General features: G+C 60.7%; 23 protein-coding genes. 16 read left to right on the plus strand and 7 right to left on the minus strand.

Annotation, left to right across the window (positions count from 1 at the left end; genetic code table 11):
• Positions 1-71: 71 nt before the first annotated feature.
• Together ACM6I7_RS06725 and ACM6I7_RS06730 are read left to right on the plus strand one after the other, a co-directional pair.
• The gene (locus tag ACM6I7_RS06725; RefSeq protein ID WP_414888200.1) at positions 72-752 is read left to right on the plus strand and encodes a heavy metal response regulator transcription factor; all 681 of its coding nucleotides are present in this window, start codon (positions 72-74) and stop codon (positions 750-752) included.
• Entirely contained in the window at positions 742-2,127 is a 1,386-nt protein-coding gene (locus ACM6I7_RS06730) for a heavy metal sensor histidine kinase (RefSeq protein WP_414888201.1), read from the plus strand. Before ACM6I7_RS06725 ends, ACM6I7_RS06730 begins: the two co-directional genes overlap by 11 nt.
• Positions 2,128-2,235: 108 nt before the next feature.
• Here the strand turns inward: ACM6I7_RS06730 and ACM6I7_RS06735 are convergent, their stop codons facing one another.
• Positions 2,236-3,240 carry an AraC family transcriptional regulator gene (locus ACM6I7_RS06735; protein ID WP_027611155.1) on the minus strand — a complete coding sequence of 335 codons (1,005 nt, stop codon included), beginning with the start codon at positions 3,238-3,240 and terminating at the stop codon, positions 2,236-2,238.
• Positions 3,241-3,340: 100 nt separating this feature from the next.
• Here ACM6I7_RS06735 and ACM6I7_RS06740 point away from each other — a divergent pair, with 100 nt between their 5' ends.
• The gene (locus tag ACM6I7_RS06740; RefSeq protein WP_097086830.1) at positions 3,341-4,414 is read left to right on the plus strand and encodes a fatty acid desaturase; all 1,074 of its coding nucleotides are present in this window, start codon (positions 3,341-3,343) and stop codon (positions 4,412-4,414) included.
• Between the two features lie 104 nt (positions 4,415-4,518).
• On the opposite strand, the gene ACM6I7_RS06745 is transcribed toward ACM6I7_RS06740, so the two are convergent.
• From ACM6I7_RS06745 to ACM6I7_RS06755, 3 genes are read right to left on the minus strand one after another with little or no spacing between them, the layout of a single operon-like run.
• Entirely contained in the window at positions 4,519-6,129 is a 1,611-nt protein-coding gene (locus ACM6I7_RS06745; protein WP_115988473.1) for an arylsulfatase, read from the minus strand.
• A gap of 13 nt (positions 6,130-6,142) precedes the next feature.
• Positions 6,143-6,958 carry an ABC transporter ATP-binding protein gene (locus ACM6I7_RS06750; RefSeq protein ID WP_115988472.1) on the minus strand — a complete coding sequence of 272 codons (816 nt, stop codon included), beginning with the start codon at positions 6,956-6,958 and terminating at the stop codon, positions 6,143-6,145.
• On the minus strand, positions 6,955-8,553 hold the full coding sequence (locus ACM6I7_RS06755) for an ABC transporter permease (protein ID WP_330206702.1): 1,599 nt from the start codon (positions 8,551-8,553) through the stop codon (positions 6,955-6,957). Before ACM6I7_RS06755 ends, ACM6I7_RS06750 begins: the two co-directional genes overlap by 4 nt.
• Positions 8,554-8,961: 408 nt before the next feature.
• Between ACM6I7_RS06755 and ACM6I7_RS06760 the strand changes: the two genes are divergently transcribed.
• Complete coding sequence (locus ACM6I7_RS06760) at positions 8,962-9,975, plus strand: ABC transporter substrate-binding protein (protein WP_414888202.1); 1,014 nt, start codon at positions 8,962-8,964, stop codon at positions 9,973-9,975.
• Positions 9,976-10,097: 122 nt separating this feature from the next.
• Here the strand turns inward: ACM6I7_RS06760 and ACM6I7_RS06765 are convergent, their stop codons facing one another.
• A complete protein-coding gene (locus ACM6I7_RS06765) occupies positions 10,098-11,018 on the minus strand; it encodes a LysR family transcriptional regulator (protein WP_096797773.1) in 921 nt (306 codons plus the stop codon).
• 181 nt (positions 11,019-11,199) lie between these two features.
• Here ACM6I7_RS06765 and ACM6I7_RS06770 point away from each other — a divergent pair, with 181 nt between their 5' ends.
• Entirely contained in the window at positions 11,200-12,120 is a 921-nt protein-coding gene (locus tag ACM6I7_RS06770; protein ID WP_027611162.1) for a TauD/TfdA dioxygenase family protein, read from the plus strand.
• A gap of 110 nt (positions 12,121-12,230) precedes the next feature.
• On the opposite strand, the gene ACM6I7_RS06775 is transcribed toward ACM6I7_RS06770, so the two are convergent.
• Both ACM6I7_RS06775 and ACM6I7_RS06780 read right to left on the minus strand, forming a co-directional pair.
• Entirely contained in the window at positions 12,231-13,847 is a 1,617-nt protein-coding gene (locus ACM6I7_RS06775; RefSeq protein ID WP_414888203.1) for an alkaline phosphatase family protein, read from the minus strand.
• A 215-nt stretch (positions 13,848-14,062) separates the two neighbouring features.
• Entirely contained in the window at positions 14,063-15,007 is a 945-nt protein-coding gene (locus tag ACM6I7_RS06780; protein WP_414888204.1) for a LysR family transcriptional regulator, read from the minus strand.
• A 165-nt stretch (positions 15,008-15,172) separates the two neighbouring features.
• Between ACM6I7_RS06780 and ACM6I7_RS06785 the strand changes: the two genes are divergently transcribed.
• The 11 genes from ACM6I7_RS06785 to ACM6I7_RS06835 all read left to right on the plus strand — a co-directional run bounded on the left by ACM6I7_RS06785 (position 15,173) and on the right by ACM6I7_RS06835 (position 25,382).
• A complete protein-coding gene (locus tag ACM6I7_RS06785) occupies positions 15,173-17,533 on the plus strand; it encodes a TonB-dependent receptor (RefSeq protein WP_336838003.1) in 2,361 nt (786 codons plus the stop codon).
• A gap of 23 nt (positions 17,534-17,556) precedes the next feature.
• Positions 17,557-18,900 carry an aryl-sulfate sulfotransferase gene (locus tag ACM6I7_RS06790; protein WP_414888205.1) on the plus strand — a complete coding sequence of 448 codons (1,344 nt, stop codon included), beginning with the start codon at positions 17,557-17,559 and terminating at the stop codon, positions 18,898-18,900.
• A gap of 189 nt (positions 18,901-19,089) precedes the next feature.
• The gene (locus ACM6I7_RS06795; protein ID WP_414888206.1) at positions 19,090-19,416 is read left to right on the plus strand and encodes a hypothetical protein; all 327 of its coding nucleotides are present in this window, start codon (positions 19,090-19,092) and stop codon (positions 19,414-19,416) included.
• A 162-nt stretch (positions 19,417-19,578) separates the two neighbouring features.
• Positions 19,579-19,902 (plus strand): hypothetical protein, encoded by a 324-nt coding sequence (locus ACM6I7_RS06800; RefSeq protein ID WP_007963450.1) that lies wholly within the window; start codon positions 19,579-19,581, stop codon positions 19,900-19,902.
• Between the two features lie 55 nt (positions 19,903-19,957).
• Positions 19,958-20,293 carry a hypothetical protein gene (locus tag ACM6I7_RS06805; protein ID WP_414888207.1) on the plus strand — a complete coding sequence of 112 codons (336 nt, stop codon included), beginning with the start codon at positions 19,958-19,960 and terminating at the stop codon, positions 20,291-20,293.
• Between the two features lie 274 nt (positions 20,294-20,567).
• Positions 20,568-21,383: an energy transducer TonB gene (locus ACM6I7_RS06810; protein WP_096797441.1), complete on the plus strand. Its 816-nt coding sequence runs from the start codon at positions 20,568-20,570 to the stop codon at positions 21,381-21,383.
• Between the two features lie 44 nt (positions 21,384-21,427).
• Positions 21,428-22,153 carry a MotA/TolQ/ExbB proton channel family protein gene (locus ACM6I7_RS06815; protein ID WP_414888208.1) on the plus strand — a complete coding sequence of 242 codons (726 nt, stop codon included), beginning with the start codon at positions 21,428-21,430 and terminating at the stop codon, positions 22,151-22,153.
• A gap of 1 nt (position 22,154) precedes the next feature.
• The gene (locus ACM6I7_RS06820) at positions 22,155-22,556 is read left to right on the plus strand and encodes an ExbD/TolR family protein (protein WP_003220570.1); all 402 of its coding nucleotides are present in this window, start codon (positions 22,155-22,157) and stop codon (positions 22,554-22,556) included.
• 290 nt (positions 22,557-22,846) lie between these two features.
• Positions 22,847-23,428: an alpha/beta hydrolase gene (locus ACM6I7_RS06825; protein WP_003220572.1), complete on the plus strand. Its 582-nt coding sequence runs from the start codon at positions 22,847-22,849 to the stop codon at positions 23,426-23,428.
• Between the two features lie 56 nt (positions 23,429-23,484).
• Positions 23,485-24,417: a sigma 54-interacting transcriptional regulator gene (locus ACM6I7_RS06830; protein ID WP_096797445.1), complete on the plus strand. Its 933-nt coding sequence runs from the start codon at positions 23,485-23,487 to the stop codon at positions 24,415-24,417.
• Positions 24,418-24,584: 167 nt separating this feature from the next.
• The gene (locus ACM6I7_RS06835) at positions 24,585-25,382 is read left to right on the plus strand and encodes a MetQ/NlpA family ABC transporter substrate-binding protein (RefSeq protein ID WP_027611172.1); all 798 of its coding nucleotides are present in this window, start codon (positions 24,585-24,587) and stop codon (positions 25,380-25,382) included.
• Positions 25,383-25,628 lie beyond the last annotated feature (246 nt).

Genomic DNA, 25,628 nt, shown 5'->3' on the forward strand with positions numbered 1-25,628 from the left:
GATTACAAGTTTGTAATGGGCAACGCCGCCGAAGGCGCCTAGCCTGTGTGCTTGATCAATTGAGGTGTGCCATGCGTTTGCTGGTCGTAGAAGATGAAGCCAAAACCGCGAATTTCCTGGCCAAGGGCCTGAGCGAATCGGGATTTGCCGTGGACGTGGCGCTCAATGGCCTCGACGGGCGCTATTTCGTCGAGCAGCAGGAATACGACCTGATCATCCTCGACGTGATGCTGCCGGGCCTCAATGGCTGGCAACTGCTGCAACTGATCCGCCAGCGCGGCGCCACCCCGGTGCTGTTCCTCACCGCCAAGGACGCCATCGAAGACCGCGTGCGCGGCCTCGAACTGGGCGCCGATGATTACCTGCTCAAACCCTTCGCCTTCGCCGAATTGCTCGCGCGAGTGCGCACCCTGCTGCGCCGCGGGCCGCTGCGCGAGGCCGAGTCCTACAGCATCGCCGATCTGGAAATCGACGTGCTGCGGCGTCGGGTCAGTCGCGGCGGCCAGCGCATTGCCCTGACCAACAAGGAATTTGCCCTGCTGCAATTGCTCGCCAGTCGTCAGGGTGAAGTGTTGTCACGCACGCTGATCGCCTCGCAGGTGTGGAACCTGAATTTCGACAGCGATACCAACATGGTCGAAGTCGCGGTGCGCCGCCTGCGGGCGAAAGTCGATGACCCGTACATGCCGAAACTGATCCACACCGTGCGCGGGGTCGGCTATCAGCTGGAGGCGCCCGACGATGCGGTCTAGGTCGATCGCCTGGCGTCTGGCGCTGGCGTTCGCCGTGGTCTGCGCGTTGGTGCTGAGTGCGATTGGCGTGTTTCTCTACCGCTCGCTCGCCTCTGAGATCGCCTATCGGGATGATCTGGCGTTGCTTGGCCGCCTGGAGCAAGTGCGCGCCTTACTTGCCGACAGCGACAGCCTCGGCGCCTTGCAGGCGCGGCCACGGTTGTACCAGAACATGCTCGGTAACCTCGACAGCCTGTTGCTGGTGCGGCGTGCCGATGGCTCGAACGTGATCGCGATCAACCCGCGCCAGCGCGAGCTGCCGCCATTGAACGCGATCCCCCGCGAGCAGACGCCGCAGCGTCGCGACGTGCTGACCTGGCAGGCGCCGGACGGCGCTGAGCTGGCGCTGTTGTCCGGTGAAGCCCAAGGGCCGAACGGCGAACCGCTGACGGTGATCGCGGGCAAGGTACTGACCGAACGTGAACAGATGCTCGCCAGTTATCGCTTGCGCCTGTACCTGGCCGTCGGGCTTGGCGCGTTGCTGGCGTTCGCGCTGGGCCTGGTTTTGCTGCGCCGTGGTCTGCAACCGTTGCGCCAGTTAAGCGCGGCGGTGCGTGGCATTGATCTGCGCAGCCTAGACCAGCGTCTGCCCGCCAGTGGCACCCCCGCCGAACTGCTCGAACCGGTGCAGGCGCTCAACGGCATGCTCGCGCGGCTGGACGACAGCGTGCAGCGGCTGTCGCAGTTTTCTGCCGATCTGGCCCACGAGATCCGCACCCCGCTGCACACCTTGCTCGCCAGCAACGGCCAGGCGCTGAATCACCCGCGCAGCACGGCGGAGTATCAGGAGCTGCTGGCGTCGAACATGGAAGAGTTCGAACGCCTCAAACGCATGGCTGAGAATCTGATGTTCCTCGCCCGCGCCGAACAGGCGGAGCGCGCGCTCGACTTGCAAACACTGAATCTGCACAGCGTCGGCAGCGAGCTGTGCGATTACTTCGAGGCCCTGGCCGATGACCGCCAGTTGCGACTGGAAAACCGGTTGCACGGCGAACTGCTGGCCGACCAGCAACTGCTGCAACGCGCCCTCGGTAATCTGCTGGCCAACGCGGTGCGTCACGCCGATGAAGGCACGCTGATCAGCCTGCGCCGCCGCGATGAGCCGGGTGTGTGCTGGTTGCAGGTACACAACCACGGCCCGGCGATTGCGCCAGAACATCTGGGCAAACTGTTCGACCGCTTCTATCGCGTCGACCCTTCACGGGCGCAACCTGGGGATTCCGGTGGGCTGGGGCTGGCGATTGTGCAGTCGATCATGCTGTTGCATGGTGGGCGGGTGCGGGTGAGCAGTGATGCGGAGGGCACGGTATTTGGGCTGGGTTTTGTGGTGAATTGAAGGACGCCTTCGCGAGCAGGCTCGCTCCCACATGTGAAACGCATTCCAAATGTGGGAGCGAGCCTGCTCGCGAAGACGTCGGAACTGACCACCCAACCCTGGGGTCAGTCAGCGCAACCCGTCGCGAAACTGCCCCGGCGTCATTCCCGTCCAGCGCTTGAACGCGCGGCTGAAGCTGCTGGTGTCGGCAAACCCCAGCAGGTAACTGACTTCACTCAACGAACACTGCGGATCGCGCAGGTGCAGCAGCGCGAGGTTTTCGCGGCTCTCGTTGAGCAGCGTGTCGAAGCGACAGCCCTCATCCGCCAGATGCCGTTGCAGGCTGCGCAAGCTCAGGTGCAAGGCCTGGGCGATGCGTTCGGCGCTAGGTTCGCCTTCAGGCAGTTGCTCTTCGATAGCGTCGCGCACCTTGCGCTCCCAGGTCAGCGGCTGGAGCTGGGCCAGGGTGCGCTTGAGCACCGCTTCGTTGTGTTCGGCCAGTTCCGGGTTGGCGTCGTCGAGGTGGCTGTCGAAGTCGGCGAGGGCAAACTCCAGGCGATCTTCGGCGCAGGAGAAATGCACCGGAGCGCGGAACACCTTGTGCCATTGATGCGCATCGGACGGTTCCGGTCGGCGCAGGTACACCGCCAGCGGCGCGTAATCGCGACCGAGGCGATTACGACAGGTGCGTACGTAGATCGCGGCAAACGCGTCGATGGCTTCGAAGGCCGGCGCCGGATTGCCTGACGGAATTTTCAGACGAAACAGATAGCGGTCATCGCTGCGGCTCAACTCCAGTTCCAGCGCATCGCTGACCACCGGGTGATAACGCACGATGCGTTCGAACACTTCGCGCAGACTGCCGCTGGCCACCAGCGCATAACCCAGCGCATGGAACGTGGTCGGGCTAACGAAGCGCGACACTCGCAGGCCGATCGCCGGATCCCCGCTGAACTGCACTGCCAGTTGCCACAGGCGCGTGGTGCCGGACAACGGATAACGCGCGTTCGGGTCGTCCATCAACTGCGGATCGAGTCCGGCCTGTTGGCACAGGCCGAGACTGTCCAGCCCCAGCGCATCGAGTTGCTTGCGCAAGGCACGGGTCCAGCTGGCGAGCGAGGTCGGTTCCTTCATGCTGATTGGCGCTTCCGGTCAACAGGTTGGCGTTCACGGCTACCATCAATAAAGCGTTCGCAGGGCAGGATGCGAACATCAATAACCAGAGGATGGAAGCATGGACCGTACTTCTGCAAGTCCCCAGCGACACAATGCTGCTCAGCGATCAGCGCATATTCGCGAAGTGGTGCTGGCCAAGGGCGTCGAGTTGCGTCAGCGCTATCCGATTTTGCAACACCAGGACGCCCTCGGCGCGGGGATTCTGGCCTTCGCCCTGGCCGGGATGATCGGTTCGGCGACGCTGTACATCACGGGTCACATGGCATGGTGGGTGTGCCTGCTGCTGAATGCGTTTTTCGCGTCCTTGACCCACGAGCTGGAGCACGACCTGATCCACAGCATGTATTTTCGCAAGCAGCGTGTGCCGCACAATTTGATGATGGGCCTGGTCTGGCTGGCGCGGCCGAGCACGATCAACCCGTGGATCCGCCGCCATCTGCACCTCAATCACCACAAGGTCTCCGGCACCGAAACCGACATGGAAGAACGCGCGATCACCAACGGCGAACCGTGGGGTTTTGCGCGGTTGCTGATGGTCGGTGACAACGTGATGTCGGCGTTCATCCGCATGCTGCGGGCCAAGACCTGGGCGCACAAATTCAACATCATCAAACGTACCCTGAAGGTTTACGCGCCGCTGGCGCTGGTGCATTGGGGCGCGTGGTATGTGTTTCTCGGTTTTCATGCGGCGAATGGCATCGCCTACCTCATGGGTTCGCCGATTGAATGGTCGGCGACCACGCTGTCGGTGATGCAGGTGATCGATATCGCGGCAGTGGTGATCATCGGTCCGAACGTGCTGCGCACCTTTTGCCTGCACTTCATCAGCTCGAACATGCATTACTACGGCGACATCGAGGCGGGCAACGTGCTGCAGCAATGCCAGGTGTTGAACCCGTGGTGGTTGTGGCCGTTGCAGGCGTTCTGCTTCAACTTCGGCAGCAGCCACGGGATTCATCATTTTGTGGTGAAAGAACCGTTTTACATCCGGCAGATGACCGTGCCGGTGGCGCATAAGGTGATGCGTGAGATGGGCGTGCGGTTCAATGATTTCGGCACGTTTGGGCGGGCGAACCGGTTTGTTCGGCGGGATGAAGTGGTAGCGGAGGAGGCGCGTACGGCTCGGGCTTGACAGGCGAGTTTGCGGGCCTCTTCGCGAGCAAGCCCGCTCCCACAGGGGAACGCATTTCAACTGTGGGAGCGGGCTTGCTCGCGAAGGCGTCGGATCAGGCAACCTCAATCCGGCTGAAACGGCGAAGCACTCAGAATCACCCCGGTCTCCTCCACATATTTCTGCCAATGCCCAATCAAGGTGCTGAGCTTGTCCGGCTGACTCGACGCCAGATCATGAATTTCCCCCGGATCGCTGCTCAGGTCATACAGCTGCCAGGTCGCCGGCCCCACCGGCCCGGGGATCCACACGGCTTTCCACGACCCTTGGCGAATTGCCCGCCGGCCAAACAACTCCCAACCAGTCACGGTGTGTTCGTCATGCACCTGGGCCGTCTCGCCGGACAAAAAGCCCAGCCATGATTTACCGCGCAGCGACGCCACCGGTTTGCCGTGCCATTGCTTGCCCGGATGACGCACGCCGGCCAGATCGAGAATGGTCGGGGTGATGTCCATCACCGTGCCAAAACCATGGCTGATCTGCCCTTTGATTGGCAATTGCGGATAGTGCAGCAGCGCCGGTACGCGAATCCCGCCTTCGGTGGTGAACGCCTTGAACAGCCGTGACGGCGCCGTCGCCACCTGCGCCCAGCTCGGCCCGTACCAGACATAGGAATTGGCACGACCGATGTTGTCGAGGCTGTTGTCGTAATGCTGATTGAGGTAGGTCAGCAGTTCCGGGCCGAACTTGGGAAACGCCTCCAGCAGTGCGCCCTCGGCACCGTTGTCGGACATGAACAGGATGAAGGTGTTATCGAGTTGGCCCTGCTGGCGCAGGTAATCGACCACCCGGCCGATGTTCCAGTCCATGCGCTCGACCATGGCCGCGTAGACCTCCATGGCCCGCGCGGAAATCTGCCGTTGCTCATCACTCAGCGCAGCCCATTGCGCATTCAGTTGAATCAGTGGATGCGGCTCGACATCCGGCTCGATGAGGCCCAGCGCCTTGAGTTTTTCCAGGCGCTCCAGACGCAAGACTTCGGGCCCGGCGTCGTAACGGCCACGGTATTTTTCGACTACCTCGGCCGGTGCCTGCAATGGCCAGTGTGGTGCGGAGAAGGGCAGGTAGGCGAAGAATGGCCGGCTCTGATCGCGCTCCTTGAGGTACTGCAGCAGCTTGTCGCCGAAGGCGTCCGACGAGTAGAAATCCTTGGGTAATTTGTCGACAAAGTTGTCGTCTTCGATGTACAGCGCCGGAGTCGATTTCAGCAGGCCAGGGGTGTGTTCATCGTAGGTCGGCTCGAAACCATAGTGGTTGGCCGCACCCGGCAGCAGCGAGAACGAACGCTCGAAACCGCGGGCCTGCGGCGCCAGTTCAGCGGTCAGGCCGAGGTGCCATTTGCCGCTCATCAAGGTTTGATAACCGGCCTCGCGCAGCAGCTCGGGCAGGGCCACAACGCGGTCGTTGAGGTAGCCTTCGTAACCCGGTTTGCCGATCAGCTCCGGGGTCAGCGCTTCGGCCATGGTGCCGATGCCGGCGATGTGGTGGTCGGTGCCGGTCAGCAGCATCGAACGCGTTGGCGAGCAGGTCGGAGCGGTGTGGAAATCGGTCAGGCGCAGGCCATTGTTGGCCAGAGCGTCGAGGTTCGGCGTGGCGATTTCGCCGCCGAACGCGCCGATGTCGGAAAAGCCGAGATCGTCGGCCAGAATCACCAGAAAGTTGGGGCGTTGCGGCATCGAAAAGCTCCTCTCAGCAGGCAATGAACGACAGCGGCAGATCGCGGATCTGGATCGGCAGGCTCGGTTGGTAATGGTCGTCACTGGTCAGTTCGTGCAGCAGCTCTTCGCGCAACTGATGGAAGTCGAAACTGCTGCGCTGACGCGGGTGCGGCAAGGCGATGTCGACCACTTGCTTGATCCGTCCCGGACGCGGCTCCATCACCACCACGCGATCGGCGAGAAAGATCGCTTCTTCGACGTCGTGGGTGACGAGGATCGTGGTGATTTTCGCCCGGTCGCGGATCGCCAGCAGCTCGTCCTGCATTTGCTGACGGGTCAACGCATCAAGGGCGCCGAACGGTTCGTCGAGCAGCAGAATCCGTGGGCTGGCGACCAGTCCACGGGCAATCGCCACGCGCTGGGCCATGCCGCCGGAGAGCTGGTGCGGATAGGCGCGGGTGAAATCGCGCAGGCCGACCAGATCGATGAAATCGTTGATGCGCTGCTGCTTTTCGGCGGTGCTCAGCGGCTCGTTGACCAGGCCCAGACCGATGTTGTCGGCCACGGTCAGCCACGGGAACAGCCGATGCTCCTGAAACACGATGCCGCGCTCGCCGCCGATGCCGCTGACCGCTTTGCCATCGACGCTGATCTGCCCGCGAAACTGCGTATCCAGACCCACCAGCAAACGCAGCAAGGTGGATTTGCCGCAACCGCTGGAGCCGACGATGGCGACAAATTCGCCCTCGGCGATGTCGAGGTTGAATTCGCGAATCGCCTCCAGTTCGAAACCGTCGACGTCGAAGGATTTGCCTACATGGGTGAAGCTGACAATCGGTGCGTTCATGCGTGTCTCCAGCGAGTAGCGCGAATTTCCAGGCGTTGGCCGATGAGGTTGAGCAGGGCGCCGGTGAGGCCGACCAGTAGCATCCCAGCCATGATCAGGTCCATGCGCAGCAGTTGTTGGGCGCCGATCATCTGGCTGCCGATGCCGCCGTTGGACGGCATGAAGTATTCGGCGCCGATGGTGCCGAGCCAGGCGTAGATCAGGCTCAGGCGCAGCCCGGCGAAAATCCCCGGCGCCGCACCCGGCAGCACCAGACGACGCAGGCGCTGGCCGAGGCTCAGGCGCAGCACCTGCGCGGCTTCGTTGAGTTGTGGCGAGAGGTTGGCGACGCTGCGCTGGGTGGCGATGAACAGCGGGAAAAACGCGGCGAGGGCGACGAACACCCACTTCGCCAATTCACCCAATCCGAACCACGCGGTGAGCAGCGGCACCCAGGCGAAAATCGCGATCTGGCGAATGGCGGCGAGAGTCGGGCCGAGCAGCCGTTCGCTGGTGCGCGACAGACCCAGCAACAGGCCGAGGGCGAAACCGAGTCCGCCGCCCAGCAGCAACCCGCCAAGGGTACGACCGAGGCTCAAGGCCATGCCGCTGATCAGCGTGCCGTCGAGCAGACCGTTCCTGGTCGTTTCCAGTACCGCCAGCGGGCTGACCAGAATATTCACATCGACCCACTGCTGATCGCTCGCCACTTGCCACAAGCCGATCAGGCTCAGCGGCAACAGCCACGGTTGCAGCCGTTGCCAGCCTTGATAACGTGGGCCTCGGCGGATTTCCGCAGTCGCCGGGTGCGGCCAGTGCACCAGTTTGCGGTCGAGAAAACCGATGCCGCGATCCATCGCCACACCGAGTACACCGATGACCACGATGCACACGAACACGATGTCGAGCATGAACAGTTGCCGTGCCCAGACCATCAGGTAGCCGATGCCTTCGCTGGACGCCAACAGCTCCACCGCCAGCAATGAAGTCCAGCCAGCGGCCAGGGCCAGGCGCACGCCGGCCATGAACGCCGGCAGTGCAGCGGGCAGCACCAGGCGCCGGATCAGCAAATACGACGGCAGGCGCAATACGGCGGCGGCTTCGCGCAGTTTCGGTTGCGCATCACGAACGCCGACCAGGGTGTGCAGGGTCACCGGCACCACGATGGCCTTGATCAGCACCACCAGTTTCAGCACTTCGCCGATGCCGAAAAACACCATGAACAGCGGAATCCACGCCAGCGTCGGTACCTGTGCCAGACCGGCGAACGTCGGGAAGACCAGGCGTTCGAGACGCCGGCTGAAGCCCAGCGCGGCACCCAGCAGCGCACCAGCTGAGATCCCTGCCAGCAAGCCCCAGAGCAGACGTTGCAGGCTGATCCACAAATGACTCCACAACTCGCCTTGGGACAGCTCGATGGCGCTGTTCCACACCAGCGATGGCGCCGGCAGGATCTGCTCGCTCATCCATTGATTGCGTGCGGCCAGCCACCACAGAGCGAACAGGCTGATCGGCAACAGCCATGGCAACAGACGTTGGTTGAGGCTCGGCCACGCGCGCCGGCTTTTCAGGGGCGGCGCGGGCAGCGGCAGGCTGAGCAGGGAATCACGGGCCATGGGTGACCTCCGTTGTCGGGTTGCATGGCGAACCGCTGTGCCTGTGTGGGAGTGGGCTTGCTCACGAAGACGGAGTGTCAGGCACCGATGATGGTGAATGACACGGCCTCTGCGCGAGCAAGCCCGCTCCCACAATTGGCTAGCGGTGTATGCAAAATCGATCTATAAAAATTCAAATCAATTCTATTGAGAGATAAGCCAGACCATTTAAGGCTTGCAGCGCGACGCGCATCCAATGCATTCGAAGAATATTTTCGATGCTGTTAATGCATACGCCGCTGCAGCCCGCGTGATTTCCCGCTTAGCGCTAAAGGCTATAAAAATGTGAATTTATAGTATTTAAGCGAAGGTCATGCTTCGGCCTACTTTCGGCTCCTCAACGCCTGTCGTGATCTAGGAGCCGTACCCATGAACTTTCCCTTCAAACGAGTCTTCAGTCTGTTTGCCATTCCGGCACTGGCGGGCCTGTTGGCGATTACCGCGCAGGCCGACGAACTCAAGGAAATCAGGATCGCCGTGCCTGACCTGAGCGCCGGCACCCAGCACAGCGGCGGCGGTGTGGTGGACGTGCTGCGTGATCAGCAGATCTTCGAAAAAGCCTTCGCCGATCAGGGCATCAGGATTCAGTGGAGCTTCTTCAAGGGCGCCGGGCCGGTAATCAACGAGGCGTTTGCCAATGGTCAGGTCGATCTGGCGTATCTGGGCGACCTGGCGGCGATCATCGGCAAGTCCAATGGCCTCGACACGCGTTTGCTCAGCGCCAGTGCGCGTGGGGTGAAACAATATCTGGGCGTGGTGCCGGGGTCGGGGATCAAGACCCTGCAGGATCTGAAAGGCAAGCGCGTGGCGATCTTCCGTGGCACCGCCACGCAGCTGTCGTTTGATGCGGCGCTGGCCAGTCAGGGCTTGAGCGAGAAGGACCTGAAAGTGATCAATCTCGACTTCAGCGGCGCGGTCGCGGCACTGGCGGCGAAACAGATCGACGCGTCGTGGGGCAGCTCAGGGCTGACGGCACTGCAAGCCAAGGGGCTGGCTGAATTGCCGCTCAATACCAAGGATCTGGGTGGCGCCGGCAGTGTGCAGTCAGTGCTGGTCGGCACCGGCAAGTTCGTCGACGGGCACCCGGAGGTCGTGGCAAAACTGCTCAAGGCGCAGCAGCAGGCGGTGGAGTGGCTGACTCAGGACAGCAACAAGGACGCTTACGTGCAATTGGTGTCGGGGCTGGCGAGTTATCCACCAGTGATCCTGACTCAGGATCTGGCGGATCAGAAACTCAGTGAAGTGTTCCCGTCGACGCTGGACCCGGTGTTCCTCGGCAAGTTGCAGGACTCGGTAGACCTGGCGGCGCAGCAGAAGCTGATTCGCAAACCGTTCAAGGTCAGTGATTGGGTGGCGCCTGAACTGGCGGCGGCAAAGCTCTGAATCTCCAGTGTCTGGACGGGCCTCTTCGCGAGCAAGCCCGCTCCCACAGGGATCTTCAGTGAACACAGATTTTGTATTCACAACGATCCCCTGTGGGAGCGGGCTTGCTCGCGAAGGCGTCCTCAAACAGCGACGCTGATTGCCTGTTTATCCACTGCCACCAATGTCTCGATCATCGCTCTCGCTGCCGGCGACAAGCGAAACCCGGTACGGCTGACAATCCCGCAGCGCGCATTCATGCTCTCCAGATTCTGCGGCAGGTTGCGCCAGTGCAGCAGCGCCAGCGAACCCTGGGCAATGTCCTCGTAAAACGCCTCTTCCGTACCGATGCCGATGGCATTCGATTGCAGCACCACTTTCACCAGCGCCGGGAAATGCTCGGTCTCGATGGTCGGGGAAAAATCGATCCGGCCGCTGAGGTTCGCCAGCAGTTTGCGAATCCCTGGCGGGATCAGCGTGGTCGCCAGCGGGTAGTCGAACATGTCGTTGGTCGACAGGCTTTCCTTGGCCAGCAGCGGATGCCCGGGTCGGCAGAAAAACACCCCGCGCTTGGGCGTCAGGGCCTGGGTCTGGAAGTTCGGGTCGGCTTCGAAGTGGCGGATGTCGGCGATGAAGAATTCGATCTCTTCACGGCTCAGCGCACGGCTGAGTTTTTCCCAGTTATCCACCTGAAAACAGGTGCGCACTTTCGGGTGCGCGTTGATGAATTGCGCCACCGCGTCCGGCACCAGTTTCACCGCCGGGGCCGGGCCGCAGCCGAAGTGCAGTTCTCCGGCATCGAGCTTGGTCATCTGCGTCACTTCCGCGCTGAGCAGCGCCGCGCCTTGCACCAGGGTCAGGGCGTGTTGCAGCACCACCTGGCCTTCGGGTGTCGGGCGCAGATCCTTGTTGCCGCGATCCACCAGCACGCAGCCGAACTCCTGCTCCAGCCCTTGAATGCTGCGGCTGAACGCCGGTTGAGTGATGCCCATCGCGTCCGCCGCACGGACAAAACTGCGGTGTTCGTTGAGGGCGATGAAGTAGCGCAACTGGCGAAGATCCATATGCTTTTCCGGCATCCTAAAAATAGCTCGAAGGCATTTGCGACGAGGGTTGCTTGAGGTTTTAAATGCAAGCTCTTATTCCGTCAACGAAGCATGTGAATATCTATTAGATGTAAATGGAATATAGATAGAGCGATGTTTCGCTGCCGCCTAACCGCAAGCAGTCGATGAGGGTCTACCCATGAGCAATGCCGCACTCGCTGTAAAACCTGCTGTCCACGCGCTGGAAATCCATCCGGTGGCCGGCCGTATCGGCGCCGAGATTCGTGGCGTGCACCTGTCCGGTGAACTGGACGCCGCCACGGTCGAAGCCATTCAGCAAGCGCTGATCCAGTACAAGGTGGTGTTCTTCCGCGAGCAGACCCAGCTCGACGATCAGCGCCAGGAAGCCTTCGCCCATCTGCTCGGCGAGCCGGTGGCGCATCCGACCGTACCGGTGCGTGAAGGCACGCGTTATCTGCTGGAGCTGGACGGGGCCGAAGGCCAGCGCGCCAACTCCTGGCACACTGACGTGACCTTCGTCGACGCCTACCCGAAAGCCTCGATCCTGCGCTCGGTGGTGGCGCCGGCCTTCGGTGGCGACACGCTGTGGGCCAACACCGCGACCGCCTACAACGAACTTCCGAGCGAGCTGCGTGAGCTGGCGGACAAACTGGTCGCCGTGCACAGCAATGAATACGACTACGCCGGGGCCAAGCCGGACGTGTCGGCGGAGAAGTTGGAGCGCTATCGCAAGGTCTTCACCTCGACTGTCTACGAGACCGAGCATCCGGTGGTGCGTGTGCATCCGATCAGCGGCGAGAAGAGCTTGTTGCTGGGGCACTTCGTCAAACGCATCAAGGGCTATTCGCAAGCCGATTCGGCGCACCTGTTCGGCCTGTTGCAGAGCCATGTGATTCGTCAGGAAAACACCGTGCGCTGGCGCTGGAAGGCCGGTGATGTGGCGATCTGGGATAACCGTTCGACTCAGCATTATGCGATTGATGATTACGGCACTCAGGATCGTATCGTGCGGCGGGTGACGCTCAAGGGTGAAGTGCCGGTTGGGGCTTCGGGACAGCGTAGTCAAACCATCAAAGGGCTTGATATCGGCGGCGTTTGATCGGGCCCTTTCGCGAGCAGGCTCGCTCCCACAGTGGAAATGTGTTGAACACAGTGGATGTGAACAACATATGGCCCTGTGGGAGCGAGCCTGCTCGTGAAGCTTTTAATTCACCAAACGCCAATCTTCACGACCTTCTCGGTCTCCGGCTCGCCATAGCGAAACCGCTGTCCACGCAAATCAATCTCCTGATGACTGATCGTGGTCCGCCGCTTCAACCCGCGCACCCACTCGAACAGATACCCCGCATGCTCTTCGCGCACCGCCGCGTAGGCCGGATCATCACCCAGATCGCGCAACTCCTGCGGATCATTCAGCAGATCAAACAGTTGCGGCCGGAAGCCGTCGTACGCCAGGTATTTCCAGCGCTCGCTGCGCACCATGGTCATGCGGCAACGGTCGATCGGCTGGCCAAGTCGCTCGCGTGCCGGGGCCTGAAAGGCGTAGTCGTATTCGCTGATGGCGTAGCGGCGCCAGTCGGGATTTTCGCCGTGCAACAGCGGGATCAGCGAGTGTCCTTCCAGCCGATGCTCGGCGCCCGCAAGGCCCAGCGCCTGGAGAAACGTTGGCAAGGCATCAATGGTTTCCGCCAGCCGCTCATCCACCGTGCCCCGAGTGATGTCCGCCGCGGCGCGCGGGTCGCGCACGATCAGGGGCACGCCCACTGCCTGTTCCAGCAAAAACTCCTTCTCGCCCAGCCAGTGGTCGCCGAGGAAGTCGCCGTGATCGCTGGTGAACACGATCAAGGTGTCATGCCAACGTCCGTTGCTCTGCAGAAAATCGAACAGCCGCCCGAGCTGATCATCCACTTGCTTGATCAGGCCCATGTAGGTGGGGATTACATTCAATCGTACTGAGTTACGGGAGAAGTTGAGGCTTTCCTCATGCTGGCGAAACGCCGTGTATACGGGGTGTTTGCTGGCTTCGGAGGGCGTCGCGCGGACCGGTTCGAGAATCGATTTCGTACTGTACAGGGCGTGGTATGGCGCCGGTACGATGTAGGGCCAGTGCGGTTTGATGTAGGAGAGGTGTAAACACCAGGATTTCTCACCTTGCTCGGTGATGAAGTCGATGGCTCGATTTGTAGTGTAGACAGTCTCTGAGAACTGCTCGGGAATTCGCGCTGGCAAATGCGCATGACGCATGTGCCAGCCGCTGAGGATTTCGCCGTTCTCGCCTTCGGCGGCGTTGGCCCAGTCGTGCCAGGGGTTGCGCCCGGCGAAGCCCTGCTCGCGCAGGTAATGGGTGTAGGGCGCGGACTCGCGTTTGTCGTCGAACAGCGGGTCGTCGGGGAAGATTCCGTCGTGGCGGAAGTACGGCTCGAAACCGACCTCGTTGAGCGCTTCGGCCTGCGCGCTGTCCGGGTTGATCGCCAGACGCTGCAGGGCGTCGACATTGGCCGTGGCGTGGGTCTTGCCGACCAGCGCGGTGCGGATGCCGTGGGGGCGCAGGTAATCACCGATCGTCAGTTCTTCCAGCGGCAACGGCACGGCGTTCCACGTGACCTGATGGCTGCTGACGTAGCGCCCGGTGTAGGCCGACATCCGCGACGGGCCGCAGATCGTGCCCTGGGTGTAAGCGCGGCTGAAGCGCACGCCAGCGGCGGCCAGGCGATCGATGTTCGGCGTGTGCAGATGCGGATGACCGTAACAGGACAGGTAATCGCGGCGCAGCTGATCGCACATGATGTACAGCACATTGCGCACAGGGTTTTGCGGATTGGACATGAGATTCACCGGTCAGAAAGACAGGCGAGGGTTGTCGCTTTCGGCGGGGGTGTTCGGCAAGTGCATTTGGGGAATGGGTTTTATGCGGGGATTGCATTGGCGCCTGTAACGGCCTCTTCGCGAGCAGGCTCGCTCCCACAGTGGATTGTGGTGAGCGCAGAATTTGTGATCGACGCTAACTCTGTGGGAGCGAGCCTGCTCGCGAAGGCGGTGGATCAGACTGCAAAATTCTCCAGCGAACACACCTCCTCATCCACCGCATCAATCGCCTTGATCTGCTCAATCATCGCCTCGGCCAGCGGCGACAAGCGATACCCCGCCCGACTGACAATCCCATAGCGGGTGTACAGCTCTTCCAGATCATCCGCCAGGCCGTCGATCCGCAAATACACCAGCTCACCCTTGGCCTGATGCAGCGCATCTGAATACGCCCCGACAATGCCGATCGCATCCGAACGCAGCACCACGCTGAGCAGGCTCGAGCTGTTTTCGCATTCCACATTCGGCGTGAAATCCGGGCGGCCGCTGAGGTCGACGATGACCTTGCGCAAGTTCGGCGGACGAATGCTCACTGCCAGTGGATAGCTCATCAATTGCTCGGCCGAAACCCGTTCAAATGCCGCTAACGGATGCCCGGCACGGCAACAGAAATGCCATTTGCGCGGCCGCAAGCGGTACGTCAGGTAATCCGGATCGGCCTCGAAGTGTCGAGTGTCGGCGACGAAGAACTCGAACTCCTCGCTGAGCAGGCGTTTGCTCAGGCTCTGCCAGTCATCGACCTGAAATTGCACCCGCGCTTTCGGGTAGCGCCCGATGAACGCGCCGATCGCGCGCGGGATCAATCCGGCCGCCGGCGCCGGGCCGCAACCGAAGCGCAACTCGCCCGCCTCCAGACCATTGAACTGACTGATCTCGTTGGCCATCTGCTGCGCGCCGCTGACCAGTCGCCGTGCATGTTCGAGCAGCACCTGACCCTGCTTGGTCGGCGGCAGATCCTTGCGCCCGCGATCGACCAACTGACAGCCGACGCTGTGTTCCAGCGCCTGAATGCTGCGGCTGAACGCCGACTGCGACAGGTTCACCGCCTGCGCGCCGGCGACGAAGCTGCGTTGTTCGGCGAGGGCGATGAAGTGACGAAGTTGGCGCAAGTCGATATGCATTTTTCACATAAAAAATATCCGGGAAATGCATTGGATATGCATTAGGTCGACTCCTTATAAAGGCAATCTCTTATGCAGTAAATATTTGTAAATCCATAAATAAATAACCGAAAAGAATATGCAGCGCTGAAGATGTCTGTGTGTTTTTTGACCAGGAGCCGCGCCATGAGTCCGTTGAACCTTGCGTCACCCTTAACGCCACGACGGCTCAAACGCCTGCCTCTAGCCCTGTTGCTGGCGGGGAGTGCCAGCTGGACTCACAGCTACGCCGCCGACGCCGAGACCCCGCCGCCAGCTCCCGCCGGCAAACCCGCGGCCAACAGCTCGCAGCTGGAAACCGTGACCGTCACCACCCGCCGTCGCGAGGAAAGTTCGCAAGATGTGCCGACGCCGATGAGCGTGGTCAGCGGCCAGACCCTGGAGACGCAGCGCGTCTACCGCATCCAGGATCTTCAGCAACTGGTGCCGAGCGTCAACGTCGCCTACATGCACGCGCGCCAGTCCAGCGTGTCGATTCGTGGCCTGGGCAACAACCCGGCGAGCGACGGCCTGGAAGGCAGCGTCGGTCTGTACATCGATAACGTGTATCTGGGTCGTCCGGGGATGGCGGTGTTCGACCTGATGGACATCGAACAGCTCGAAGTCCTGCGCGGGCCGCAGGGCACGCTGTTCGGCAAGAACACCACCGCCGGGGTGATCAACATCAGCACACGCGCACCGACGTTCACCCCTGAGCGCAGCATCGAAACCTCGTTCGGCGAGGACGGTTATTTCCAGACCAAGGGCACCATTTCCGGGCCGCTCAACGATGAACTGGCCGGACGTTTTTCGGCCTATCGCACCCGTAGCGATGGCGACATCAAGAACGAATACAACGGTCATGAGCTGAACGGTGGCTCGCGCGATGGCTTCCGTGCGCAGTTGCTGTTCAAGCCCAACGAAGACTTCAACCTGCGCTGGATCGGCGATTACAACGAAGAGGATTCCAGCGCCGGCACCCGCGTGCTGTACAACACCGGGCCGACCATCAACGGCGTCAATCTCTACCAATCGCGGGCCAATGCCGCCGGTGCGACGCTGGTCAATGGCTCGCACCGCAAGGTCAATCTGGACAACAACCAGCACGTCACCGTGCATCAGGGCGGTACGTCGGTAGAGGCCAACTGGACGTTGCCGAGCGATTTCACCCTGACCTCGATCAGTTCGTATCGCTTCTGGAATTTCACCCCGGCCAACGACGATGGTCTCAACGTCGCGGCGACTTACAACGCCGGGGTTTCGGTCGAAGACAAACAGTACTCGCAGGAATTCCGCCTGGCCTCGCCCAAGGGCGAGTTCTTCGACTACGTGGTGGGCGCGTACTACTTCGGCTCGGATCTGGACAACAAATCCTTCGCCTATTACGGCCCGCAGGCCGACATCTGGAACGGCACGCCACGCGGTGCGCTGGCCAACGTCGGCAGCGTCGGCAACGGCCACATCAAGACCGACAGTTTCGCCCTGTTCGCCCAAGGCACCTGGCACCTCACTGAGCGCCTGGACTTCACCGCCGGGGTGCGCGGCACCTATGAAGAGAAGAACGCCTGGGTCACTCGCGATGCGCCGGTCGGTGGCGCCACTGTCACCGGCGCAGCGGCCACGGCACGCCGCGGACGCACTGGCGCCTACGATTCCGGCGATCTCAATCAGTACAGTTCCAGCCCCTCTGGGTTGCTCAACCTCAGCTATCGCTTCACCGATGATCTGCTCGGTTACGCCACGCTGTCCCACGGCGAAAAATCCGGTGGGGTGAACCTCGCAGTGGGTTCGGCGCCAACCGCCGGCGCCGACTCGCTGCTGATCGGCACCGAACGCGCGAACAACGCCGAACTCGGTTTCAAAAGCACCTTGTGGGACCGGCGTCTGCAGCTCAACGCCAACGTTTTCTGGACTCAGGTCAACGCCTATCAGACCAACGCCTACGACGACCTCAACCGCGTGCAATACCTGACCAACGCCGGCTCGGTGCGCTCGCGCGGCGTCGAATTTGAAAGCACCGTGATCCCGTTGCGCGGCCTGACCCTGAACTTCAACGGCTCGTACAACGACGTCAGCTACCTCTCGTACAAAGATGCACCGTGCCCGCCGGAAGTCAGCCAGGCACCGGGCGCACCGGCCTCTTGCGACCTCAGCGGCCACCAGGTGGTCGGCGCGTCGAAATGGATCGGCAACGCCAACGGCAAATACGAATGGAATCTGGCCAACGGTCTGCAACCCTACGTCACCGGCAGTTACGCGTTCCGCTCCAAAGCGGTGGGCACGGTCGAGGATTCCGATTACGGGCAGATCCCGAGCTACGCGGTGGTCAACCTGTCCACCGGTCTGCGCGGCGATTTCAATCAGGGCCAGTGGGACGTTTCGCTGTGGCTGAAAAACGCCTTCGACAAGACCTACTACACGACCCTGTGGACCGGCGGCAACGGCGGTTATGAAGGCCTGCTCGGTACGCCGCGCACCCTTGGCGTTACCGGTCGCTACGACTTCTGATCTGTCATTCAAGGAGCTGCATCATGTTGCCAGGCAAAACCGCTTTAGCGCTGTTGTTATCCGGCGCAGCGTTGAGTACCACGGTGTTCGCCGCACCCAGCGTGTACCCGACCGGCGTCACCCGTTACGACCCGGACAAGGCGTTCAATCAGTACGTGATCTTCAGTGGCGCCGACAAGCAAACGCACCTGATCGACATGAACGGCAATGAGGTGAAGACCTGGCCGCAGGCGGGCTTCCCATCAGCGATCATCGACCCGCAACTGGTCGGCGGCGAGCGCGGGCATGTGCTGTTGCAACTGAGTGACAAGGATCCGGGCAAGCTCGGCTCCGCCGGTAACGGCCTGGGCAATCAGAGCGTCGGCGAGCTGGACTGGAACGGCAAAGTGGTTTGGCAGTGGGGCGACAAGGCGCCCGGCGGCGCAGCGCAGCAACACCATGATCAGCGGCGCCTGAGCAACGGCAACACCGTGGTGCTGGCGAACAAGGTGCATAAGGTCAAAGGCTTCAAAGTCCCAGAGGTGATCGACGATGCAATCTATGAAGTCAGCCCCGACGGGCAGGTGAAATGGCAGTGGCTGGCCTCGGAACACCTGAACGAATTCGGCTTCACCCAGGAGCAACTGAAGCTGGTGCGCGCCAGCGACAACCCGGATTACCTGCACATCAACAACCTCAGCGTGGTCGGGCCGAACAAGTGGTTCGATGCCGGGGACAAGCGCTTCAATCCAGACAACCTGTTGCTCGATTCACGCAACGCAAACTTCATCGCAATCATCGACAAACACAGCGGCAAAGTGGTCTGGCGCCTCGGCCCGAACCTGCCGCTGATCAACCCGAAAACCGCACAGAAACTGCCGCGTCCGGTGGATCAATTTGTCGGCCAGCACGACGCGCACATCATCCCTGTCGGGCTGCCCGGTGCGGGCAACCTGCTGGTGTTCGACAACCAGGGTTCGGCGGGGTATCCGAACGTCACCCTCGGGCTGATTTCCGGCTCGCGAGTGCTGGAAATCGACCCGCAGAAAAATGAAATCGTCTGGCAGTACAGCGCGGCGAATTCGAAGCAGCCGGGGTGGGCGTTCTATAGCTCGTTCATCAGCAGCGCGCGACGTTTGCCCAACGGCAATACGCTGATCGACGAAGGCATGAACGGGCGCTTTTTCCAGGTCACGGCCAGCGGCGAAAATGTCTGGGAATACGTCAGTCCTTATCTGGGTAAAGCACCGGGCAGCGACGCGATCAGCAACTGGGTCTATCGGGCGTTGCCCGTGAGTTACGACTGGGTGCCGAAGGGTACGCCGCGCTCCGAGAGCGCCGTGATTGCCCCGACATCGGCAGTGCAGCAGACCAGTGCCAGTCGTTAGTTGAAAAGGAATTAATGCTCGAATGAATGGCGATAAGTTATGTGCGGTTTGAATACTGCTTATTGCAATTTCGTTGAAAAGTCGCGTGGACAATAAGTGAATGGCCAACCATCCTGAGTGTCGTGAGTTTCCAGGAGGGAACTTGCTCTCATCGGAAGACACTTATCCAACGATAAAGGAAATCACGTTATGTCGAGCATTAATGGCAATTATGTAAACGCTAACGCTGGCGCCAAACTGACGATTACCGATGGCAACGATTCCAACGGCACCTTCAGCGGCAAGTTCAGTCAGAACGGCGTGAACTACGACATCGCTTACGGGCATTACCATTTCCAGAACAGCACCGGGCAGCCTACGATCATCACCTTCGCGGCTCTGAATGACGGCACGGGTTATCAATCCTGGGCGCTGTTCTCGCCGGATCACACCTATTCGAAAGTTCGTGCGGCGGGTTCGCGCACCAACTTTGATGGTGATGTTGTTAGTCTGGCTGGAGAGTTTGTTAAACAGTAATTTTGTGTCACAAAAAAGCCGTCATGCTATTGAGCCTGGCGGCTTTTTTCTTACATGAAATAAGTCATTTTCATGTTGGTTGTGTTTCCTGTGGATGACAGCGTTTGCTGGCGTCTGATTCTAAGCTCGAGGTGAACTCAATCATTCGAGCAGGACGCTTACATGCAAAACGCGCTTTATTCCAACACCCTCGATGGGCCCTCTCTGACCATTGTCGATTCCGATGACCGCACCGGGGTCTTCGGCGGCACGTTGCATCACCAAGGCATCAACTACGGCATTGTCAGTGGCCGTTATGCCAGCCTCAACGGCTACCAGCCGCCAACCGTGGTCACGCTGATTGCCAATAACCAGGATCACGGTTATTTCGCCCTGACCCTGTTCTCGCCAAGTCGCGGCACTCATGAACTGCAGGGGCACTGCGTGCGCGTTACCTATGACGGCGTGGTCAGCAGCCTGCCGGGCGACTTCGTTCGCCACGCATGAGGCGCAGCCCGCGCCAGGTTTCTCTCTCTCAAAACACCCAGCAAGGATGCTGCACATGTCCAAGATCAACGGCGTTTATCGTCATGAACCTTCAGATACAACCTTGACCCTGACCGAAGGCGATGACCGCACCGGCAGTTTCACCGGAACCCTGTCGCTGTCCGGCATCGAGTACCCGATCGCATTTGGCAATTTCCATTTCAGACATGGTTTTTCAACAGGCCCGGTTGCTATCTCTTTCAATACGCTGACGGCCGATGGCACGGCGCAAGCCTGGGTGATGTTCTCGCCCGATCAGGCCTACACACGCTTGCGGGCAATGGGCAGCGCGGCGGACATGATGGGCAACATCGGGTTGAATGGCCTGGAATTCATTCGGCAAAACCGCTGAAGAAGCGCGAAATGAGCGGGTTTCGCATGCCTTCGCCGAATATTTTTCATGCTTGAAAAGCATTGTAAATTCAGCCCTCGGCGCCAGGCCTTGCAGGCCGTGGCTTCGCGACAATCTGCGAAAACTGATATTCGTAAAAAATCTAAACACATCGATAAAAGTTACTTTCGGAGATAAGCGATTGCTCCAATGATTCACCCAACGACCGGTCGCCCGGGGGATGTTTGCGGCGACCGGTCGGGTACTTCGCAAAGAGACCGCAGGGAGTGAATCAATGGGCAATGTCCAGACCGCCGCCAGCGCACAGGAATTGCTGTGGCGTCAGACGCCGAGTGGCGAATTGGTCGATCTCGGCCGGCCGCATCGTGTGCCGCTGGGGCAGTTGCGTTTGCAGCGTGCGCCCAAGGGCATTCTGAGCCGCCGTGAAACCATTCTGCTCGGCGTGCTGGCGCTGCTGGTGCACGGTGCGGTGATCTACTGGATCAACCAGCATCCGACGCCGGCGTTGCCGATCGTGCCGCCGGAAATTCCGCCGATGACCATCGAGTTTTCGCGGCCGGCGCCACCCGCGCCACCAGTGGTCGAACCGCCGCCACCGGCACCGGTCGTTGAGCCACCGCCGCCGGTTGAAGACGAGTTGGCGGTGAAGCCTCCGCCACCCAAACCGATTCCCAAACCCAAGCCAAAACCGGTGGCCAAACCGGTTCCGAAACCAGCACCGAAAGCTGTTGAACAACCACCCGCGCCGCCACAACCGGCAGCTCCGGTTGCCGCCCCGGCGCCACCTGCACCACCGGCCCCGGCGCCCGTGACGCCGGCTTCGGCCAACGCCGCGTATTTGAAGAATCCGGCGCCGGAATATCCGTCGCTGGCCCAGCGTCGCGGTTGGGAAGGCACGGTGATGTTAAGGGTGCACGTGTTGGCCAATGGCAAACCGGGCGAGATCCAGATTCAGAAAAGCAGTGGTCGGCAACAGCTCGACGATGCGGCACTCAATGCCGTCAAACAGTGGAGCTTCGTGCCGGCCAAGCAGGGTGATGTCGCCCAGGACGGCTGGGTCAGCGTGCCCATCGATTTCAAGATTCATTAAACCGAAACCTATTCGCGCTAAATGTTTACACGAGGGAATACATCATGACGTTACTGGCCTCTCCACTGGAATCCATCGAAAGCGCGGTGATCTGGCTGCTGGTGGTTTTTTCCGTTGCCACCTGGGGAATGGCGCTGCTCAAGGCTGTGCAGTTCGGTCGTCTGAAGGCGCAAGATCGCAAGTTTCATAAACGCTTCTGGGCGGCCTCGAGTCTGGATTCCGCCGCTGAGTTGAGCGAAACCCAGCCCGGTGCTGCGGCACGAGTCGCTCAGGCCGGGTACGCGGCGATTCAGGTGGGTGAGGCGCCGCAGGCCAATGACCTGAGCCAGGCGATCAACCATCAGGATCGTCTCGAACGTGCCTTGCGCCAGCAGATCGTCCGCGAACGGCGTTCGCTGGAAACCGGTCTGGCGGTGGTCGCGAGTATTGGTAGTACGTCGCCGTTCATTGGTCTGTTCGGCACGGTGTGGGGAATCATGGAGGCGCTCAAAGGCATCAGCGCGGCAGGCTCGGCGAGCCTGGAAACCGTCGCCGGTCCGATCGGCGCGGCACTGGTTGCCACCGGTGTGGGGATTGCCGTCGCGGTGCCGGCGGTGCTGGTTTACAACTACTTTTTGCGGCGTCTGAAACTGACGGCGGCGGACCTGGATGACTTCGCCCACGACTTCTACAGCCTGGCGCAAAAGAGCTCGTTTCGCGTGCTGATCCACCCGACGGCGCACAAGGTCGCGGCACCGGGCAACGCGACAAAAGTGAAGGAGGCGTCCTGACATGGCCTTCTCCACACAAGACAGCGACGAGGTGCTGAGCGAGATCAACGTGACACCGCTGGTGGACGTGATGCTGGTGCTGCTGGTGGTGTTTATCGTCACCGCGCCGCTGCTGACCAACGCGATCCCGATTAACCTGCCGAAGACCGAAGCGGTGGCGCCGGTCGAGCAGAAAGACCCGCTGGTGGTGAGCATCGACGGCGCCGGCAAACTGTTCATCAACAAGGATGAGATCCAGCCGGACTTGCTGGAATTCAACCTCAAATCGGCCAAGGCAAAAGACCCGGAAGTGCGCGTGCAATTGCAGGCCGACGACGGGGTGAACTACGGCGAAGTGGCGCGGGCCATGGCTTCGATCGAGCGGGCAGGGATTACCAAATTGTCGGTGATCACCGCGCGGTAACAGGATTTACGTTTTTCCGGGGCCGTCTCCTTGGCAGGGTGCGGCCCTTTTTTTATTCCGCAAAACCAGCCTCACCACCGACCTATTGTGGGAACGGGCTTGCTCGCGAAAGCATCAGCTGCATCGACATCAATGTTGACTGAGACACCGCATTCGCGAGCAAGCCCGCTCCCACAGATGCATCTCTTATATTCTTTTCGGGTCTTAATAAATAGCTTCTTATTCCTTAACGAATATAAATCCCGTCCCTATACTCGATCAGGAACAGACACGACGCAGGAGAGCTCCCCATGCGCAACGAATCAATCCGCTACCTGATTGTGCCGGGCTGGCAAGGATCGCCAGAAGATCATTGGCAAACCCACTGGCAGAACAGTCTGCCCAACAGCGCACGCGTGGAGCAGGCCGACTGGCTGACGCCGCGCCGTGAAGACTGGGTCGCGGCGCTGGCCGAAGCGATTGCTGCCGACAGCACGCCGGTGATCCTGATTGCTCACAGCCTGGGTTGCATCACCGTTGCGCATTGGGCTGCCACCGCGCCCGTGCAATACCTGCGTCAGGTGCGCGGCGCGTTGCTGGTGGCGCCGGCGGATGTCGAGCGTCCGGCCTGCGCGCCTGCACTGCGCAATTTCGCCCCGATCCCCACCGACTTGCTGCCGTTCCCCAGTCAGGTGGTCAGTTCCGACAACGACGCCGCCGTCAGCGCCCCGCGTGCCCTGGAGCTGGCGCGCAATTGGGGCGCCGAAGCGGGAATTCTTGCCGGGGCGGGGCACATCAACGTCAAGTCTGGGCATCAGCGCTGGGAGCAGGGTTTCGCTTATCTGTATCGCCTGCAAAACCGTATGGAACACCACGCCCGGCGTCGCGCTTGAACCTTTTTCTTTTCTGAACGCCCCCGTCTGCCGGCGGTTCTGGGCGGGAGTCTGCCATGAGTTTCGAAACGTTCGGTCAGCCGTTGCTGACCTTTCCCGATGCGGAAAAAAGTCCCCTGAGCATTCGCGCCAAGGCGCTGGTGTTCGTCGATCCGCGCTCTCGCAAGTTGCGCGAAGAGCTGGAACACCTGGCGCCGCGTGCCATCTCGGTGCTTATTCGCGGCGAGACCGGCACCGGTAAAGAGTTGCTCGCCCGTCACATCCACCGAGCCAGTGATCGCAGCGGCCTGTTCGTCTCGGTCAACTGCGGTGCGATCAGCCCGACCTACGCCGATGCCGAACTGTTCGGCTATGCCGCCGGCAGTTACACCGGTTCGGCAAGCAGTCGCGCCGGCTGGTTCGGTTCGGCCAACGGCGGCACTTTATATCTGGACGAGATTGGCGACTTGCCGCTGCCGATCCAGATCAAACTGCTCGCCGCCCTGGAAAATCACGAAGTCACCCGCGTCGGCGCGCATCAGCCAAGCCCGGTGGATGTGCGGCTGGTGGCGGCAACCAGCATTGATCTGGCGCAAGCGGTGGACGCCGGAAAATTCCACGAACGGCTTTACCACTACCTTAGCGAAGGTCAGCTGGAATTGCCGGCCCTGCGCGAACGAATCGGCGACATCCTGTCGCTGGCGGAATATTTCCTCGGTATCTACAGCCAGCGCCTTGATCTGCCGGTGCCGTTGATCAGCGAAGCGGCGCAGCACCTGCTGGAGCGCCACAGTTGGCCGGGCAACACCCGTGAGCTGGAAAACGTCATTCACTTTGCGCTGCTGGTCAGCACCGGCGATGAAATCCTGCCGGAGCACCTGAACCTGCCCGAAGTGTCTGGGCCGCAGCTTCAGATCGAACGACTGGTGGCACAAATCAACATCGGCGGGAGCGTCGACGAACGTAAGGCTTTGAAAGATCTGCTGATTGGTTTGAGCCAGCAGTTGTAGCCGTTCGGTTCTGTATGAACGAAATGGAATATCAAAGTGAATAAACGTTATTGTGCGGGAATAAAAAATCCCGGTATTGTCCGCTTCACGCCGGGGATAGCACTTCACTGGCACTCGTATTAATAGCCGTCGCCATTCGCGACCGTGATTCTCGATAAGGACACTGCATGAAAAAGGTTCTGTTGTTTACCGCATTGGCGGCTGCTCTGACTGCTTCCCTGGCCCAGGCTGGCGAGAAACTGGTGGTGGCGGCGACTCCGGTGCCGCACGCGGAAATTCTCGAGCTGATCAAACCGACCCTGGCCAAAGAAGGCGTGGATCTGGAAATCAAGGTCTTCACCGACTACGTGCAGCCGAACGTGCAGGTTGGCGAGAAGCGTCTGGATGCCAACTACTTCCAGACCAAGCCTTACCTGGACAGCTTCAACGCCGGCAAATACAAGGACGACAAGTCCAAGTACCTGGTGACCGTGCAAGGCGTCCACGTTGAACCCTTCGGTGGCTACTCGAGCAAGTACAAGAAACTGGCTGATCTGCCAGACGGCGCGACCATCGCCATCCCGAACGAAGGCAGCAACAGCGGCCGTGCGCTGATCCTGCTGCAGAAGGCTGGCCTGATCGAACTGAAAGATCCGAAAAACGCCCTGGCGACCCCGAAAGACATCGCCAAGAACCCGCACAACTTCAAGTTCAAGGAACTGGAATCGGCCCTGCTGCCACGCGTCCTGAAGGAAGTTGATCTGGACATGATCAACACCAACTACGCGCTGGAAGCCAAGTTGAACCCGACCAAGGATGCGCTGGTGATCGAAGGCGCTGATTCGCCTTACGTGAACTTCCTGGTAGCCCGTGAGGACAACAAGAACAGCGACGCCATCAAGAAACTCGCCGCTGCCCTGACCAGCCCGGAAGTCAAAGCGTTCATCGAGAAGAAGTACAACGGCGCGGTATTGCCGGCGTTCTGATCCGACGCGTGAACCACCCCTTCAAGGTATGAAAACGCCGATGGCCAGCGATGGTCATCGGCGTTTTTGTGCGTGCGTTGAAAAGCCCCTCACCCTAGCCCTCTCCCAAAGGCAGAGGGGACTGATTGGGGGATGCTGTAGAAGTACACCGACGTGAAAGTTTTCTGCCGAATCCATAATCGACTCGATCTTTCAGGTCGATGTTAATCGCCAGACACTGCGGTCGGCCCCCTCTCCCTCGGGGAG

The organism is Pseudomonas sp. IT-93MI4 (assembly GCF_949767635.1).
Lineage (GTDB): Bacteria > Pseudomonadota > Gammaproteobacteria > Pseudomonadales > Pseudomonadaceae > Aquipseudomonas > Aquipseudomonas putida_A.